10 protein-coding genes are annotated in these 15,447 nt (G+C 74.9%); 3 read left to right on the top strand and 7 right to left on the bottom strand.

Features of this window, described 5'->3' with window-relative positions; genetic code table 11:
- Window positions 1-234: 234 nt before the first annotated feature.
- Genes ACFYZY_RS19885 through ACFYZY_RS19875 form a run of 3 tightly spaced genes read left to right on the top strand, consistent with a single transcriptional unit; the run spans window position 235 to window position 3,022 of the window.
- Window positions 235-951: a (Fe-S)-binding protein gene (locus tag ACFYZY_RS19885; protein WP_388695691.1), complete on the top strand. Its 717-nt coding sequence runs from the start codon at window positions 235-237 to the stop codon at window positions 949-951.
- A 47-nt stretch (window positions 952-998) separates the two neighbouring features.
- Window positions 999-2,390, top strand: a complete 1,392-nt coding sequence (locus tag ACFYZY_RS19880) for a lactate utilization protein B (protein ID WP_388695878.1) — start codon at window positions 999-1,001, stop codon at window positions 2,388-2,390.
- Window positions 2,387-3,022, top strand: coding sequence for a lactate utilization protein C (locus ACFYZY_RS19875; RefSeq protein ID WP_388695688.1), 636 nt, complete (start codon window positions 2,387-2,389; stop codon window positions 3,020-3,022). The genes ACFYZY_RS19880 and ACFYZY_RS19875 overlap by 4 nt, the downstream gene beginning before the upstream one ends.
- Window positions 3,023-3,136: 114 nt before the next feature.
- Here ACFYZY_RS19875 and ACFYZY_RS19870 read toward each other — a convergent pair whose 3' ends face one another.
- The 7 genes from ACFYZY_RS19870 to ACFYZY_RS19840 all read right to left on the bottom strand — a co-directional run bounded on the left by ACFYZY_RS19870 (window position 3,137) and on the right by ACFYZY_RS19840 (window position 15,358).
- Window positions 3,137-5,098: an acyl-CoA dehydrogenase gene (locus ACFYZY_RS19870; protein WP_388695685.1), complete on the bottom strand. Its 1,962-nt coding sequence runs from the start codon at window positions 5,096-5,098 to the stop codon at window positions 3,137-3,139.
- Window positions 5,099-5,185: 87 nt separating this feature from the next.
- Complete coding sequence (locus tag ACFYZY_RS19865; RefSeq protein ID WP_388695682.1) at window positions 5,186-5,908, bottom strand: dienelactone hydrolase family protein; 723 nt, start codon at window positions 5,906-5,908, stop codon at window positions 5,186-5,188.
- Between the two features lie 417 nt (window positions 5,909-6,325).
- Window positions 6,326-7,744 carry a Re/Si-specific NAD(P)(+) transhydrogenase subunit beta gene (pntB, locus tag ACFYZY_RS19860; RefSeq protein ID WP_388695679.1) on the bottom strand — a complete coding sequence of 473 codons (1,419 nt, stop codon included), beginning with the start codon at window positions 7,742-7,744 and terminating at the stop codon, window positions 6,326-6,328.
- Between the two features lies 1 nt (window position 7,745).
- Window positions 7,746-9,272 carry a Re/Si-specific NAD(P)(+) transhydrogenase subunit alpha gene (locus tag ACFYZY_RS19855; protein ID WP_388695676.1) on the bottom strand — a complete coding sequence of 509 codons (1,527 nt, stop codon included), beginning with the start codon at window positions 9,270-9,272 and terminating at the stop codon, window positions 7,746-7,748.
- A 264-nt stretch (window positions 9,273-9,536) separates the two neighbouring features.
- Window positions 9,537-10,898: an RICIN domain-containing protein gene (locus ACFYZY_RS19850; RefSeq protein WP_388695673.1), complete on the bottom strand. Its 1,362-nt coding sequence runs from the start codon at window positions 10,896-10,898 to the stop codon at window positions 9,537-9,539.
- A gap of 57 nt (window positions 10,899-10,955) precedes the next feature.
- Entirely contained in the window at window positions 10,956-14,315 is a 3,360-nt protein-coding gene (locus ACFYZY_RS19845) for a hypothetical protein (RefSeq protein ID WP_388695671.1), read from the bottom strand.
- 227 nt (window positions 14,316-14,542) lie between these two features.
- Entirely contained in the window at window positions 14,543-15,358 is an 816-nt protein-coding gene (locus ACFYZY_RS19840) for a type VII secretion system-associated protein (protein ID WP_388695668.1), read from the bottom strand.
- Window positions 15,359-15,447: the final 89 nt, after the last annotated feature.

Genomic DNA, 15,447 nt, shown 5'->3' with positions numbered 1-15,447 from the left:
TGACAGTGCCCCCGCGCCCCCCGCGATCCCCGCCCGGGGCGGGTCGCCGCGAACGCCGCACGCCGTCTGTTGCGGCGCGCCGGGGAAATGTAGCGTCGGGATCATGGAATCACCGACCGGAACCGCCACCGACCGGGCGCCGGCGGATCCGGCCGTCACCGGCCACCCGCCGGCCGGGCCGGAACCGCACCGGGAACGCGCCGTCCGGACCGAACCGTCCCCGAGGAACCCATGATGCGCGTCGCCCTCTTCGTCACCTGCGTCAACGACGCCGTCTTCCCCGCGACGGGGGTGGCCACGGTCCGGCTGCTCGAACGGCTGGGCGTGGAGGTGGACTTCCCGCCCGCGCAGTCCTGCTGCGGACAGCCGCAGTTCAACACCGGCTACCGCGAGGAGACCGCGCCGCTCGTACGGCGCACGGTGCGGGCCTTCGAGGGGTACGACCACGTCGTCACCCCGTCCGGGTCGTGCGCGGCGATGGTGCGGCACCACTACCCGTCGTTCGGCGCGGAGGCGGCGGAACTGGCGCCCCGCGTGAGCGAACTGACGGAGTTCCTGGTGGACGTGCTCGGCGTGACGGACGTGGGCGCGTACTTCCCGCACCGGGTGACGTACCACCCGTCCTGTCACGGTCTGCGCCTGCTCGGCCTCGGGGAGCGGCCCCGGCGGCTCCTGGAGGCGGTGAAGGGCCTGGACCTCGTGGAGCTGCCGGGCGCGGAGGAGTGCTGCGGCTTCGGCGGCACCTTCGCGGTGAAGAACCCCGACGTCTCGGCGGCGATGGGCACCGACAAGATCGCGAACGCCCTGTCCACCGGCGCGGACGTCTTGTGCGGCGCGGACAACTCCTGTCTGCTGCACCTGGGCGGCATGCTGAGCAGGCGGAGGGCGCCGCTGCGCGCGCTGCACCTGGCGGAGATCCTGGCGAGCACGGAAGAGGAGCCCTGGCAGTGAGCGACGAGAAGACGCGCGCGTCGGCGTCAGGCCCGGCCTTCGTCGGCATGCCGGCCTTCCCGGAGGCGGCGCGGGAGGCGATCGGCGACACGACCCTGCGCGCCAACCTCAGGCACGCGACCCACACGATCCGGGACAAGCGGGCGCGGGCGGTGGCCGAGCTGGACGACTGGGCGGCGCTGCGGGAGGCCGGCAAGCGGATCAAGGACGAGACGCTCCGGAACCTGGACTCCCACCTGCTGCGCCTGGAGGAGACGGTGACGGCGGCGGGCGGCACCGTGCACTGGGCGGAGGACGCGGCCGAGGCCAACCGGATCGTCACCGCGCTGATCCGCGCCACCGGTGAGACCGAGGTGGTCAAGGTCAAGTCGATGGCCACACAGGAGATCGGGCTCAACGAGCACCTGGAGGCCGAGGGCATCGCCGCGTACGAGACGGATCTCGCGGAGCTGATCGTGCAGCTCGGCGAGGACCGCCCCTCGCACATCCTGGTCCCGGCCATCCACCGCAACCGGGGCGAGATCCGGGACATCTTCCGCGAACGGATGGGGAATTGGGGGCAGCCCGCACCGGAGGGGCTGAGCGACGCCCCCGCCGACCTGGCGGAGGCGGCCCGGCTGCACCTGCGGGAGAAGTTCCTGCGGGCCGGGGTCGGCGTCTCGGGGGCGAACTTCATGGTCGCCGAGACCGGCACCCTGGTCGTCGTGGAGTCCGAGGGCAACGGCCGCATGTGCCTGACCCTGCCCGAAACCCTGATCTCGGTCGTCGGCATCGAGAAGGTGGTGCCCACCTGGCGGGACCTGGAGGTCTTCCTCCAGACGCTCCCCCGCTCCTCGACGGCCGAGCGCATGAACCCGTACACCAGCACGTGGACCGGCACCACGGACGGCGACGGGCCCTCCGCCTTCCACCTCGTCCTCCTCGACAACGGGCGCACCGCCGCCCTCGCGGACGAGGTGGGGCGCCAGGCGCTGCGCTGCATCCGCTGCTCGGCCTGTCTCAACGTCTGCCCGGTGTACGAGCGGGCCGGCGGCCACGCGTACGGCTCGGTCTACCCGGGTCCGATCGGCGCGATCCTCACCCCGCAGCTCCGGGGCACGACGAGCGGGATCGACGCCTCCCTGCCGTACGCCTCCTCGCTCTGCGGCGCCTGCTACGAGGTGTGTCCGGTCGCCATCGACATCCCCGAGGTCCTGGTCCACCTGCGGGGGAAGGTGGCGGAGGAGGGCGGCCACCGGCTGGAGAGGGCGGCGGTCAGAGCGGCCACCTGGGTACTGGACCACCCGGGCGTGCTCGCGGCCGGGGAGCGCCTGGCCTCCCGCACCCGCGCGCTGCACCCCCGGCGGGCTCCGGGAACCGGCCGGTGGACGGAGAGCCGCGACCTGCCGGACATGCCCGCCGAGCCGTTCCGCGACTGGTGGAGGAAGAACCGCACATGACCGACTCACGCGCGCGCGTACTCGCCCGTGTCCGTGCCGCCGTCGCGGACGCGCCCGCGGCCCCCGACGTGCTCCGCGACTACCGGACCCGCCACACCGCCGAGGACCCGGCGGGCGTCCTCGACCTGCTCCACGAGAACCTCGCCGACTACCGGGCCCACGTCCACCGCGCCGCGCCCGGCGGCCTGGCGGAGCTGATCGCCGGAATCCTCGCGGAACGCGGCGTCCGCGAGGTCGTCGTCCCGCCCGGCCTGCCCACCGGCTGGCTCGCCCGCGCCGACGTCCTGCGGCGGACGGACGAGCCCCGGCTGACCCCGTACGCGCTCGACGCGGTCGACGCGGTGGTGACGGGGTGCGCGGTGGCGATCGCCGAGACCGGCACGATCGTCCTCGACGGGGGCCCGGGGCAGGGCCGCCGCGCCCTCACCCTCGTGCCCGACCTGCACCTCTGTGTGGTGCGGGCCCCGGAACAGGTGGTCGCCTCGGTCCCCCTGGCGCTCCCCCGGCTCGACCCGGCCCGCCCCCTGACCTGGATCTCGGGCCCGTCCGCGACGAGCGACATCGAACTCGACCGGGTCGAGGGCGTCCACGGGCCCCGGACGCTGGAAGTGGTCCTGGTGACGGACGGCTGACGCCGGGGCGGGCCCGGCGCCGGGCGGGGAGCGCGCCCGGCCGCGCCGGTCCCGCGTCCGGGGCGGTGTGCCGGGCGGGGGGGGGGCCGCGCCCGGAGGAGGGTCCGCCGCTGGTCAGCCCACCAGGCCCGGGGCGCGCAGCATCTCGGGCGGGACGCCCCAGGCGTCGACGAGGTCGACCGCGAGGGGGCGGACCTCGCGGCAGAGGTCGTTCACCTCGCGGCTGATCGCCTTGGAGCGCTGGACGGTCAGCCGTCCGTGCTCCATGAACCAGGCCCGGTCGGCCTCGATCGTCGACAGGGCGAACAGGTCGCGCAGCAGGGTGAGGGCGGCCTTGGCACCGCCCTCGGGCAGGGCGCGCACCTTGTCGGTGAACGCCTCCAGGAGCAGGCGTTCGACGTGGGCGCGGGCGAGCGCGATGACGTGGTCCTGGACCTGTGAGAAGACGGCGCCGGGGGTGCCCTCGCGGTCGATCCCGCGCTTGAGCCGCCGGGCCACGCCGGCGAGCATGTGCTCCTCGCGGTAACGGACCATGGCGAGCTGGTACTCCGGGTCGAGCAGTCCCGCCTCCTGGTCCCACGCGTCGCCACCCGGCAGCAGATCGCGCACCCGTTCGAGCAGTTTGTGGGCCGAGGTCCGCTCCAGGACCGTCCCGACGGCCAGACCGGCGACGTGGCGGACCACGCCGAGCTGGTCCAGGTCCTCGAACTCGCCGGCGTGGTCGGTGAGGAGGCCCTTGGCGACGAGCTGCAGCAGGACGTGGTTGTCGCCCTCGAAGGTGGTGAAGATGTCGCTGTCGCTCCGGAGGGCGGCGAACCGGTTGACGGCGAGGTACCCGGCGCCCCCGCACGCCTCGCGGCACTCCTGGACGGTCCGGGTCGCGTGCCAGGTGCTGAGCGCCTTCATGCCGGCGGCCCGCGACTCGAGCCGGCGCCGTGCCCGCGCGTCGTCCCCGGTGCCGGAGAAGACGTCGTGCAGCTGCGCGCGTACGGCGTCCTGGGCGAAGTGCAGCGCGTACGTGCGCGCGACGAGCGGCAGCAGCCGGCGCCGGTGCAGCCCGTAGTCGAGGAGGAGCTGCTCCCCCGCGCCCGGTTCCGCCTCGAACTGCCGGCGCCGCACGGCGTACTTGGTGGCGATCGTCAGGGCGACCTTGGCGACGCCGATCCCGGCGCCGGAGACGCTGACCCGGCCCTGCACCAGGGTGCCGAGCATGGTGAAGAAGCGCCGGTTCGGGTTCTCGATCGGGCTCGTGTAGACGCCTTCGGGGGTGACGTCGGCGAACCGGTTGAGCAGCGCCTCGCGCGGGACCCGTACGCCGTCGAAGCGGATGCGGCCGTTGTCGACGCCGTTGAGGCCCATCTTGAGCCCGTCGTCCTCGATCCGGACGCCGGGTGCCACCTCGCCGCCGGTCCGGACGGGCACGACGAACGCGTGCACGCCCTCGGACTTTCCCCCCACCTCCAACCGGGCGAAGACGACGGCCAGTTCGGCGTGCCGGGCCGCGTTGCCGATGTAGTCCTTGCACGCCTGGTCGCCGTGGGTGGTGATGACGAACTCCCGGCTCGCGGCGTCGTAGCGCGCGACGGTGCCGATCGCCTGTACGTGGGAGCCGTGACCGGTCTCGGTCATCGCGAAGCACCCCATCAGCCGTCCGGCGATCAGGTCCGGCAGATGGGCCTCGTGGTGGCGCCGGGTTCCCAGGTGCAGGATCGCGCCGCCGAAGAGGCCGAACTGCACGCCGACCTTCACCAGCACCGACAGGTCGCCGAAGGCCAGCGTCTCGAAGGCGGCGATCGAGGCCCCGACGTCGCCGCCCCCGCCGTACTCGCGCGGGAAGCCCATGCCGGTCTGGCCCGTCGCGGCCATCTCGACCACGATCTCGCGGACCCGCTCGCGGAACGCGTCGAGGCCGAGCTCCTCGGCCTCCTCCAGGACGGAGGAGTGCGTCACCAGGTTGGTCCGGACGAGGTCGCGGATCTCGGCGTACTCGCCGTCGAGCACCTCGGCGAGCGCCCGGACGTCGATCTCGGGCCGTGCGCGGTCGCTCGTGGCGGGGGATGCGTTGTCGGTGGCCATGCCCCTTCGCTACCCCGCCCCGGGACGATCAAGCGGGAGCGGCCGGGCGGACGGCCGCTCCCGCTCGCCGTCCGCGCCGGCCCGGTCTCACCCCAGGTGCCGGTCGTAGAACCGCGCCCCGTCCTCCACCTCGAACCACGGGGTGCCAATGTGGCCGCCCGGGTTGGCGTGCAGCGTCCTCTCCTCGCTGCCGAAGGCGTCGAACAGGTCCAGGGCCCGCTGCCGGGGGTTGCCCTCGTCGTCCCACTGGAGCAGGAACAGCAGCGGAACGGTGACCCGCCGGGCCTCCTCGCGCTGGGCGCTGGGCACGTGTCCCCCGGCGAAGAGACAGGCGGCCGCGATACGCGGCTCGGTCACCGCGAGGCGGATGCCGAGGGCGGTCCACCCCGAGTACCCGACCGGGCCGTCGATCCCGGGCAGGGAGAGGAGGGCGTCCAGGGCGGTCCGCCATTCCGGGGCCGCCCTCTCGACCAACGGGCCGACGAGGGACTCGAGGATCCCGTCGACCGGTTCGCCGGCCCGCGTCGCCCGGCGCAGCTCGGCGCGGGTCCGCTCGTCCGCGGCGGAACGGGGCCGGTCGCCGCACCCGGCGGCGTCGATGGTGGCCACCGCGTAGCCGTACGACGCGGTGTGCCGGGCGCGGGCCACCAGCCGGGGCTGCCCCTTGGGCAGGCCGTTGTTGTGGGCCATCAGGATCAGCGGGGCCGGTGCGGCGGACCCGGGCGTCCAGAGGGTGCCGGGGATCTCGCCGAGGGTGAATTCGCGTTCGAGGACGCCGCTGTCGAGGAGCTGTTCGGAGGTGAATCGCACGGTCGTGCCTTTCGGGAGTGCTCGTGAACGGCGCTCCCGGGCGGCCTACCGCCCGACCGTGACCCCGGAGGGGAGCACCCATGTCGATCCTGCGTTCACGGGTACCACCTCCTCGTTCCTCTCACGGCCTCCGGAAACGTAGCAGGGGCCGCCGCGGCGCGCCAGGCGGTTTCCCGCGCCGGCCCCGCGACGGCGGGCCACGACGCGCCGGAGGCCCGCTCCGAGCGGGTGGGGGGCGCGGAACCCGCGTCCGGCCGTGGACGGGATCGGCCGGTCCCGTGGGACGCGCGGCCGGTGGCCCCACGGGAAGCGCCCCGCCCCCCCGGAATCCGGGCGGGCGGGGCGCGGGGACCTCCCGGCGGCGGCACGGACGTCCCCTCCGCGCCGGGCCGGGAGGCCCGCTCTCGTCGCCGTGCCTCAGAGGGCGCCGACGATGTCCTCGACCCGGGCCTTCGCGTCGCCGAAGAGCATCGCGGTGTTCTCCTTGAAGAAGAGGGGGTTCTGCACGCCCGCGTATCCGGAGGCCATCGAGCGCTTGAACACGATGACCTTGCCGGCCTCCCAGACGGTCAGGACCGGCATGCCCGCGATCGGGCTGCCGGGGTCCTCGGCCCCGGCCGGGTTGACCGTGTCGTTGGCGCCGATCACGAGGACGACGTCGGTCTTGGCGAAGTCGTCGTTGATCTCGTCCATTTCGAGGACGATGTCGTACGGCACCTTGGCCTCGGCGAGGAGCACGTTCATGTGGCCGGGCAGGCGGCCGGCGACCGGGTGGATGCCGAACCGCACGTCGACGCCCCGGGCGCGCAGCTTCGAGGTGAGCTCCGCGACCGGGTACTGGGCCTGCGCAACGGCCATGCCGTACCCGGGGGTGATGACCACGGACCGGGCCGAGCCCAGCAGTTCGGCGACGTTCTCGGCGGTGGTCTCGGTGTGCTCGCCGTAGTCGACGTCCGAGCCCGGCGCGGCCTCGATGCCGAAGCCGCCGGCGATGACCGCGAGGAAGGAGCGGTTCATCGCCTTGCACATGATGTAGCTCAGGTAGGCGCCGGACGAGCCGACGAGGGCGCCGGTGACGATCAGCAGGTCGTTGCCGAGGAGGAAGCCCGAGGCCGCCGCGGCCCAGCCGGAGTAGCTGTTGAGCATCGAGACCACGACCGGCATGTCACCGCCGCCGATCGAGGCCACCAGGTGCCAGCCGAGGGCGAGGGCCAGGACCGTCACGGTGACGAGGAGCCACAGCTCCGGCGTGATCACGAACCACACCGTCAGGGCGGTGAACAGGCCCAGCGCGCCGAGGTTGAGGGCGTTCTTGCCCGGCAGCACGAGCGGCTTGGAGTCGATCTTCGCGGCGAGCTTCAGGTACGCCACGACGGAACCGGTGAAGGTCACCGCGCCGATGAACAGGCCGATGAACACCTCCGCGTGGTGGATGCCGAGCGTGCCGAGGGCGTCCAGGGCCTTCGCCTCGTGGCCGTCCGGCTCGTGCTCCACGTTCAGGAAGCCGTTCCAGCTGACCAGTACGGCGGCCAGTCCGACGAAGGAGTGCAGCAGCGCGATCAGTTCGGGCATGCCGGTCATCTCGACGCCGCGGGCCCGCTGCAGGCCGATCAGCGCGCCGACCAGCATGGCGACGCCCATCAGGCCGAGGCCGGCGGTGCTGACGTCGCCGTCCACCGCGAGCACGACCGTCGCGACGAGCGCGACGCCCATGCCGAGCATGCCGAAGGCGTTGCCGAGCCGGGCCGTCTCGTGCTTGGAGAGTCCTGCCAGCGCGAGGATGAAGAGCAGCGCGGCAACAAGGTAGGCCGCCTGTGCGGCAATGGTCGCAGACATGTCAGCTCCGGTTGAACATGGCGAGCATCCGACGCGTCACCGCGAAGCCGCCGAAGACGTTGATACTGGCCAGGAGGATCGCCACGGAGGACAGCACCGTGACCGCCGTACTGGTATGGCCGATCTGCAGGAGCGCGCCGACGACGATGATCCCGGAGATCGCGTTCGTCACCGACATGAGCGGTGTGTGCAGCGCGTGGTGGACGTGACCGATCACGTAGTAGCCGATCACGATCGCGAGCACGAAGACCGTCACGTGGGGCAGCAGCGCCGCCGGCGCGAACGCGGCGGCGAGGAAGAGCGCCAGGGCACCGAGGGCGACGCCGCCGAACGTCCGCCCCGGCGTCATGGGCGCCTTCTTCGGAGCGGGTTCCGCCGCGACCGGCGCGGGGGCGGGTGCGGGGGCCGCCGAGACCTGGACCGGCGGGGGCGGCCAGGCCGTCTCGCCCTCGCGCACGACGGTGATCGAGCGCTGCACCGGGTCGTCCCAGTCGAGGACGAGGCGGGCGTCCTTGCCGGGCGTCATCAGCTTCAGCAGGTTCACCAGGTTGGTGCCGTACAACTGCGACGCCTGCGCGGGCAGCCGGCCCGCGAGGTCGGTGTAGCCGAGGATCGTCACGCCGTTGTCCGTGACGGTCCGCTCCCCCTTCACCGTGCCCTCGACGTTGCCGCCGTTGGCGGCCGCCATGTCGACGATCACCGAGCCCGGCTTCATGCCCGCCACCATCTCCGCGGTGATCAGCGTCGGCGCGGGGCGGCCGGGGATCAGCGCGGTGGTGATGACGATGTCCACCTCGCGGCACTGGGCGGCGTACAGCTCGGCCTCGCGCGCCTTGTAGTCGTCGCCCATCTCCTTGGCGTAGCCGGTCTTGGAGACCTCGGCCTCGGGGGACTCGATCGACAGGTACTCGCCGCCGAGGGAGCGGACCTGGTCGGCCACCTCCGGGCGGGGGTCGGTGGCGCGCACGATCGCGCCGAGCGAGCCCGAGGCGCCGATCGCGGCCAGACCGGCGACGCCGGCGCCCGCGACCAGCACCTTCGCCGGCGGCACCTTGCCCGCCGCCGTCACCTGGCCGGTGAAGAACCGGCCGAACTCGTGCGCCGCCTCGATGACGGCCCGGTAGCCGGCGATGTTCGCCATCGAGGACAGCACGTCCATCGACTGCGCCCGGCTGATGCGCGGCACGGCGTCCATCGAGAGGGCGGTGAAGGGCCTTCGGCCCAGGTCCTCGACCATCGCCGGGTCGAAGGCCGGGGAGAACAGGGCGATCACCGTCGCCCCCGGCCGGACCCGGTCCAGCTGGGACGGGGCCGGAGCGTTGACCCCCAGCACCACGTCCGCCGCCACCGCGTCGCCGACGGTCGCTCCGGCGGCCTCGTAGGCATGGTCGGTGAAGCCGGCCGCGACGCCCGCGCCCGGGTCGACGACCACGCCGTACCCCAGTGTGCGGATCTTCTCGACTGTGGCCGGCGTGGCCGAAACGCGACTCTCACCTGCCCGTGCTTCCTTGAGGACTCCGACGATCACGAGTGTTCTCCGTTCCCTGCTCTGGCCGTCAACGGCGTGTTCCCGACTCGATCAGAAGTGCGCCCGCGTTGGTCCGGAGCACGCCGCTCAGCTTGGCCGCCGGAAGCTCTCCTTGAACAGCACCCGGCGGTGAGGCACACGCAACACTTGACGAGCCGGGTCCCCTGCGTCACGCGGGGGACGGACCCCGGCGTGACGCGAACGGGCCCCGCGGTCTCCGGGAGGAGACCGCGGGGCCCGGCGCCGATCAGGTGGGGTCCGGTCCTACCAGAGCGTCCACTCGAAATCGTCACCGCCGTGGCACGGCTGGATGTCCAGCCGGGCGTCGACGGTCTTGAGCCCCGCCCCGCTCACCACTTCGAGGCACTGGTGGTTGCTGGCGTAGTTGCGGATCCAGAAGGACTTGCCGCCGCGCGGCTCCAGCCACCACAACTGGTTGTCGTCCGTGGTGCCGTTGCAGTAGAACTGCGAGATCCTGGTGCCCCGGGGCCGGGCGCCGAACTCCCCCAGGTCCATGCAGAGTCCGTCCTTGCGGTTCACGATCTGGAAGAGATCGCTGGACTTGGGGCCCTTGCCCTTGTACCTCACCTCGAAGTCCCAGAGCTGGTTGTCCCTGTCCGTGCCGTTGCAGTAGAACTGGTTGACCGGGCCGTTGATCCTGCCCTTGCCGAAGTCCGGCACGTCCGCGCACATCTTCGTCGACATGTTCCTGAGCAGGACGCGCTTCATGTCGGAGTAGTTCGGCGGGGCCGGAGGAGGGGTCTTCTTCGCCGCGTCCTCCTGTTTCGCGGGGGCCTCCTTCTTGGGCTCCTCCTTCCGCTCGGGCTCTTCCTTCCGCCCGTCCCCCCGCTTCTGCGCGGCTTCCGCCCCCTTCCCGGGCGTTCCGCCGGCCGGCCGCACCGGCTCCGGAGCCGGTGCGGAGGCGGTCGGACTCGGCGCGTCCTTCTTCTGCGCGGGCGCCCCGGTCCTCGTGGACGGGACGGTGGTCTCCGGCGCCTTGGGGGCGTAGTTCCCCGGCCGCACCGGTTCCTCGTCCTTCTGCAGGGTCCGGGCCGATGCCTGCTGAGCCATCCCCGCGGGCTCGGTCCTGTCGTCGCGGCCGGTGCCCATGACGAGGAACGGCACCGCTATCAGCAGTGCTCCCCCGATGCCCGCCGCGGCCAGCAGGGCCTTGGCGGGACGGCCCGGGGGAGGTTCGTCGCCACCGCCGCCGGTGTCCCCCGCCGACACGCCGGGCGGGCTCCCGCTCCCGGTCGCGGTGAGCGATCCGGCCTCCCCCTCACCGGCGTCGTCGTCCCTCTTCGCGGCGGCGGCCGGCTCCCCGGAGGGGGTGGTCCGCGCTTCGGAAGAGGCGGTGACGGCTTCGGCGCCGGCGGTGGCGGCCCCGGCGGTGGCGGACGTGGCCCCGGAGGTGGTGGACGCGGCCCCGGAGGAGGCCGGTTCCGGCACGGACGGGGACACGGGCACCACCACGGTCGGGGTCTCCTCACCGTGCGTGCCCGCGCCCCCGGAGGAGCCCGTCTCCTCCCCGGGGGCCGCGGCCCCGGCCTCGGCCGTCCGGGGGCGCAGCGCCTCGGAGCCGGGCTCCTCGGCCGTGCCGCGCATGGTGACGGCACGGCGTACCACGGGCCCCGTCAGCCCTTCTCTCTCCTGTGGTGACATCAAGTCTCCGCTTCTCTTCGGTCAGTCGGACGGCGGACGGCATACGGTCCGTTCCAGAGAACCCGCGCACGGCCACGGCCAGTCGTGGCGGCCCGGTGTCACGGGATGGCCGCGCAGCGCCTCGTCCAGACGGGCGAGTGCCGCGCGGTCGTCGGTGTCGAGTTCCGCGCCGCCGTGGCGGGCCGGGACGTCCGGCCCGGCGAGGGGCACCTCGCGCAGCAGGGTGAGCGGCGCACCGCCCTCCTCGCGCACGTCGAGCACCTTCAGGAGGGTGCCCGGCGGGAACACCACCTCGTTCCGGGCCCTTTCGCGCCCGGGGCGGTCGGTGAGCTGGCGCACGCGGCGCCCCGTCACCGACCACACGGCGTACTGCGCACCGCCCGGCCTCGGTACGCCGGTGCCGGCGGGCAGGGCGCACACGGGGGCGGGGCCGCGCAGCAGCGTGCCGGGCTCCAGGGCGCCGCCGTCCGGCCCGCCGTCGCCCGCGCCGCGGAACGAGAGGCCGCGGTACGAGGGCATCCGGCGCAGCCCGGAGGTCACGCAGGCGACGTACGGCAGCAGCCGATCCTCCCCGTCGTACAAGCCCCGCACCAGCGCTTCGGGGCTCAACGGGCCCTCAGGGGTGTGCAGGTAGAGGTGGAGGGCGATCAGGTCGGTGCGGGCCGCCTCCTGCTCCTGGCCGCGCAGGGCGGGCAGCCGGGTCAGCGTGCGGCTCACGGCGAGGCCGTGGCGGTCCCAGGCAGCGTCCGCGAGCGCCCGGAAGGCCGCGCGCTCGGCCGGGGTGCTGACGTGGTCGGGCCGGAACGGCACGGGCGGCAACGGTCCGAACGGGGTCGCCGGGGCGGCGGGGGCCGTTCGGGAGGCGGGAGGCGCTGGGGAGGCGGGGTTCGCCGGGACCGTCGGGGCGGAGGGGACGGGCGGAGTGACCGGAGCGGACGGGGTGACCGGAGCGGACGGGGCGGGCGGCTCCGTCGCGACGGCCGCCGCAGGGGGAACGGTGGAAGCGGTGGGGATGGCGGAGGCCACGGGTACGGCGCGCGGCGGGCCCACCGGGTCGGCCGCGTCACTCCCACCAGCCGGGTCCTCCGTGTTCACCGTCCCTTCCCTGGTGCCCGTGGCCTCCTCCTCGGCCGTGCCCTCCCCCTCGGCGGTGGCCTCCTCGTCGGCCGTGCCGCTCCCGTCGGCCGCGTCTCCGGAACGGCCGTCCGGGACGGCCTCGGCCGCCGGACGCCGCCGCACGGCGGGGATACGCGGCACCCCGGCCCCGGCGTCGGATCCGGCCCCGGACTCGGACTCGGCTCCGGCGGGTGCCTCCCGCGTCGGCTCCGTCTCCACGGGGGTCCTCACGGGCGTCTCCTCGTCCTCCCGGAGGCCGAGCAGCGCCGCGAACCGTGTCCTCCGTGCCGGGCGTCCGGCCGGTGTACGGGGCTCCCGGGCCGTGACCCCGGGGGGCCGCGGCGCCCCGGGGGCCCGGGGCGCGTCCGGTGTCCGCCCCTCCTGCGCGGGTACGCGGGTCCGCGCCTCGCCCGGGACGGCGCCGTCCGACCGCGGCGCGGACTCCGGCGGGCTCCCGGCACGGCCGCCGCCGGGTGCGGCCGGGCCGGACGCGGTGGCCGCCCGGTCCGGTCGTACCACGGGGCCGGGGGCCCGTCCGTCCTGCCCCGCCCCGCCGTGCCCGGCGGCCCCGGGCGCGGGGGGCCGGACGGCCGCGGCACCGGCCGGAGCCGTCGCGGCGGACCCGCTCCGCGCCGCCGTACGACCGGGCTCCCGGCCACGGGGAGCCGCCGGGCCGTCCGGCACCGGCAGCGGCGCGCCCGTCGTCGGCAGCGCGCCGGCGGACGGGTGGGGGGCCGGCGCGGGACCGGCGGACGGACGGGAGGCCGGCGCGGGACCGGCGGTGTTGCGCCCGGCGCGTGCCGGGCGGGGCGCGAAGCGCAGGGCGCGGGCGCCGTGCCGGGCCGCGAGGGCCCGCAGCGCCTGTCCGCCGTCCACGGCCGTGCCGTGGACGTACAGGCGCGCCCTCCCCGCCGCGTCGGCGTCGAGGCCGGACAGCAGCCGGGCGAGTTCGGGCCAGAGCGAGGCGTCGAGCGGCTCGCCGGGGCGGCCGACCTCGATGGCGGGCCCCTCGGCGTCCACCTCGCGGTCGAGCGGGGCCGGGGCGGGGTCCTCGTCGGTGTCCGGTTCCCCGTCCCCGGTGATCCAGAGTCCGGCGCGGGTCACCGTGGCGCACCACCGGTCGGAGAGGCGGACCGTCCCCCGCTCGGCGTTGCCGGGGCCCGGGACCGGCGCTCTCCACCGGAGGAGCCGGGGGGCGGGCGCGGGTTCGTCCCCGGTGGCGGGGGCGCACACCACCGCGTCCACGAACGGCCGCCAGCGCGGGGCTCCGTCGGGGCCGACGACCACGGACCGGACGGCGGCGCGTTCCGTGGGGGTGGCCGGGGCGAGCAGCGGCATGCCGGTGTACACCACGACCTCCGTGCCGAACCGTTCGGCCGCCTGCCGACCGGTGCGCAGGATGTCCCGGGGGCTCCCGGGGGCGAGCCGCACCCGGGCCCGCAGAGCGGCGGGCAGCGCGCCGAGCACCTCTCCGACGTCGGCCGCCGAGACGTCTCCGCCCTCGGGGACGCCGACCAGGACGGTCGGTCCCCGGGGGTCCACCGGCACCGAGTAGCACAGGTCCCCGCGCGCGGGCCCGGTCGCGTACGGCGAACGCGCCAGCAGCCCGGCGGGGATCTGGTGGATCACACAGCCGCTGTCGGTGCGCTCCGGGACCCGCTCGACCCCGGGCTGCCAGGCGGGCGACGGCTGGCGCGTGCCCAGGGCCACCGGCCGGACCCCGGGGGTGAAGCTCCACCAGCCCCGGACGCGGGGCGGGTCGGGGCGGACGAAGAGGGAGCCGCCGGGGACGAGTTGGACCTCGCCGTCCGGGGCGATCACCTCCCACTCCCACGCCTCGGCGACCCGTCGGGCCACCGAGGGCCGGTCGGGGTGTTCCTCCCCGGCTCCGGACATCACGAGCCGGACGGTGTGCGTGCCCGCCGCGCGCAGGGCGTCGAACAACTCGCTCAGCCGCCGCCAGAACTCCCCGGCCGGGGCACCGTCCGGGCCCACCACGCCGGTGACGACGGTGGTGACCCCCTCCTCCGCTCCCAGCAGGTCGGCGAGTTCGTGCACGGCGGTCTGGCCGATCGTGGTGTCGTGCGCGGCGCGGAGCAGTACCAGCGTGCCGTACTCCTCGGTGAACAGGGTCTGATCGGGGCGCTGTTCGGCCGTGCCGTTCCGCTCGGGCGGGGGAACGGACGCGGGGGCCCGACCGGTTCCCCGCCCCGCCCTGGCCCGGCCGCCGAACCACTTCGACCGGTCACCACCGGAACGGCTCACGTCGTCTCTCCTTCGTACCCGGCCCGGCCGGTGCGGCGCACCCGCTCGGGATCTCTTGCGTCACGTGGTCGTCCGGTCCGCCCTCGCGTGAGGGGTGGCGTGTCGTACCGGAGGAACCGGATCGTACGGAGCGGAGTGCGCGGGCGGCTCACGGGGTCCCGTCGGCGGCGGCAGGACCGGGAAGCGCCGCCGTCCCGCCCCCTCCGGTTCGGCGTCATCCCCTTCGGTCAGGCACGGGCGACCCCGTCGAGAGCGCTCTCCGGCGCGGTCGCGTCCCCGGGGGACGCGGACGGTGACCGGACGGTTCCGGCCTCCGCGTGCCCGGTCCCGGTCTCCCCGTGCCCGGCTCCGGTCCCCGCGTGCCCGGTCCCGTCGTCCGCTTCCCGGGCGGCGGCCGCCATGACGTCCGCCAGGCCGTCCGCGGTCATCACCATGCTGACCGGGGCGGAGCTGTTGACGGACAGGCTGTGCCCCTCCGGCAGCCGCTCCAGGAGCACGGGCACCCGCACCCGCTCGAACCCGAGGCGCCCGGCCGCGTGCAGGTACGGGGGCGAGGTGTAGACCGGGACCACCGGCGTGCCGTCGGGCGCCGACGCGCTGACCGGTCGGCCGTCCGCCGTGACCAGCACCGCGACCTCCGCGCGGGCCAGGGCGAGGGCGACGTCCTCCACCGGGCCGTAGCCGGTGGTGGCGAGCTGGATGGCGGCGTCCACGTCGTCCTCGGGCTCGGGCCAGCCGAGCGCCTCCGGGGAGGGGCGGTAGTCCTCGTTGTCCCGCCACTCGACGATCTCGCCGGCGTCGTCGGAGCGCCACCGGCCCACCACGGCCCAGTCCGGCGGGGCGCCCTCGCCCCGCCACGCGGGGTCGGTGAGGTGGAGCCAGTGGTTCGGGGCGAGCCTGGCCGCCTCGACGAACTCCTCCGGCGCCTGCGGCACCCCGTCGTCCCCGGGTGCCGCCGCGTCCGGCGCGGCCTCCTCCCCACCGGTCGGGGGCTCGTCCGTACCGGTGGGGACGACCGCGGCGGAACCTCCGTCGTCGCTCATGCTGTCCTCGCTCACTGGGCCGACTGGTTCGCCGTGGGGAAGGTCCGGTGGAACCGACGAACGGACGCTCCCCCGGCGGGCCTTCCGCG

Source organism: Streptomyces sp. NPDC001744 (assembly GCF_042892575.1).
In the GTDB taxonomy this organism is placed as follows: domain Bacteria; phylum Actinomycetota; class Actinomycetes; order Streptomycetales; family Streptomycetaceae; genus Streptomyces.
This window is presented reverse-complemented; position numbering and strand designations above follow the sequence as displayed.

What these genes read in the sequence shown, in the direction of transcription:
- ACFYZY_RS19840 (WP_388695668.1), bottom strand. Translation starts at nt 15,358, where the DNA reads ATGAGCGACGACGGAGGTTCCGCCGCGGTCGTCCCCACCGGTACGGAC.
- ACFYZY_RS19870 (WP_388695685.1), bottom strand. Translation starts at nt 5,098, where the DNA reads ATGGCCACCGACAACGCATCCCCCGCCACGAGCGACCGCGCACGGCCC.
- pntB (WP_388695679.1), bottom strand. Translation starts at nt 7,744, where the DNA reads ATGTCTGCGACCATTGCCGCACAGGCGGCCTACCTTGTTGCCGCGCTG.
- ACFYZY_RS19875 (WP_388695688.1), top strand. Translation starts at nt 2,387, where the DNA reads ATGACCGACTCACGCGCGCGCGTACTCGCCCGTGTCCGTGCCGCCGTC.
- ACFYZY_RS19880 (WP_388695878.1), top strand. Translation starts at nt 999, where the DNA reads ATGCCGGCCTTCCCGGAGGCGGCGCGGGAGGCGATCGGCGACACGACC.
- ACFYZY_RS19885 (WP_388695691.1), top strand. Translation starts at nt 235, where the DNA reads ATGCGCGTCGCCCTCTTCGTCACCTGCGTCAACGACGCCGTCTTCCCC.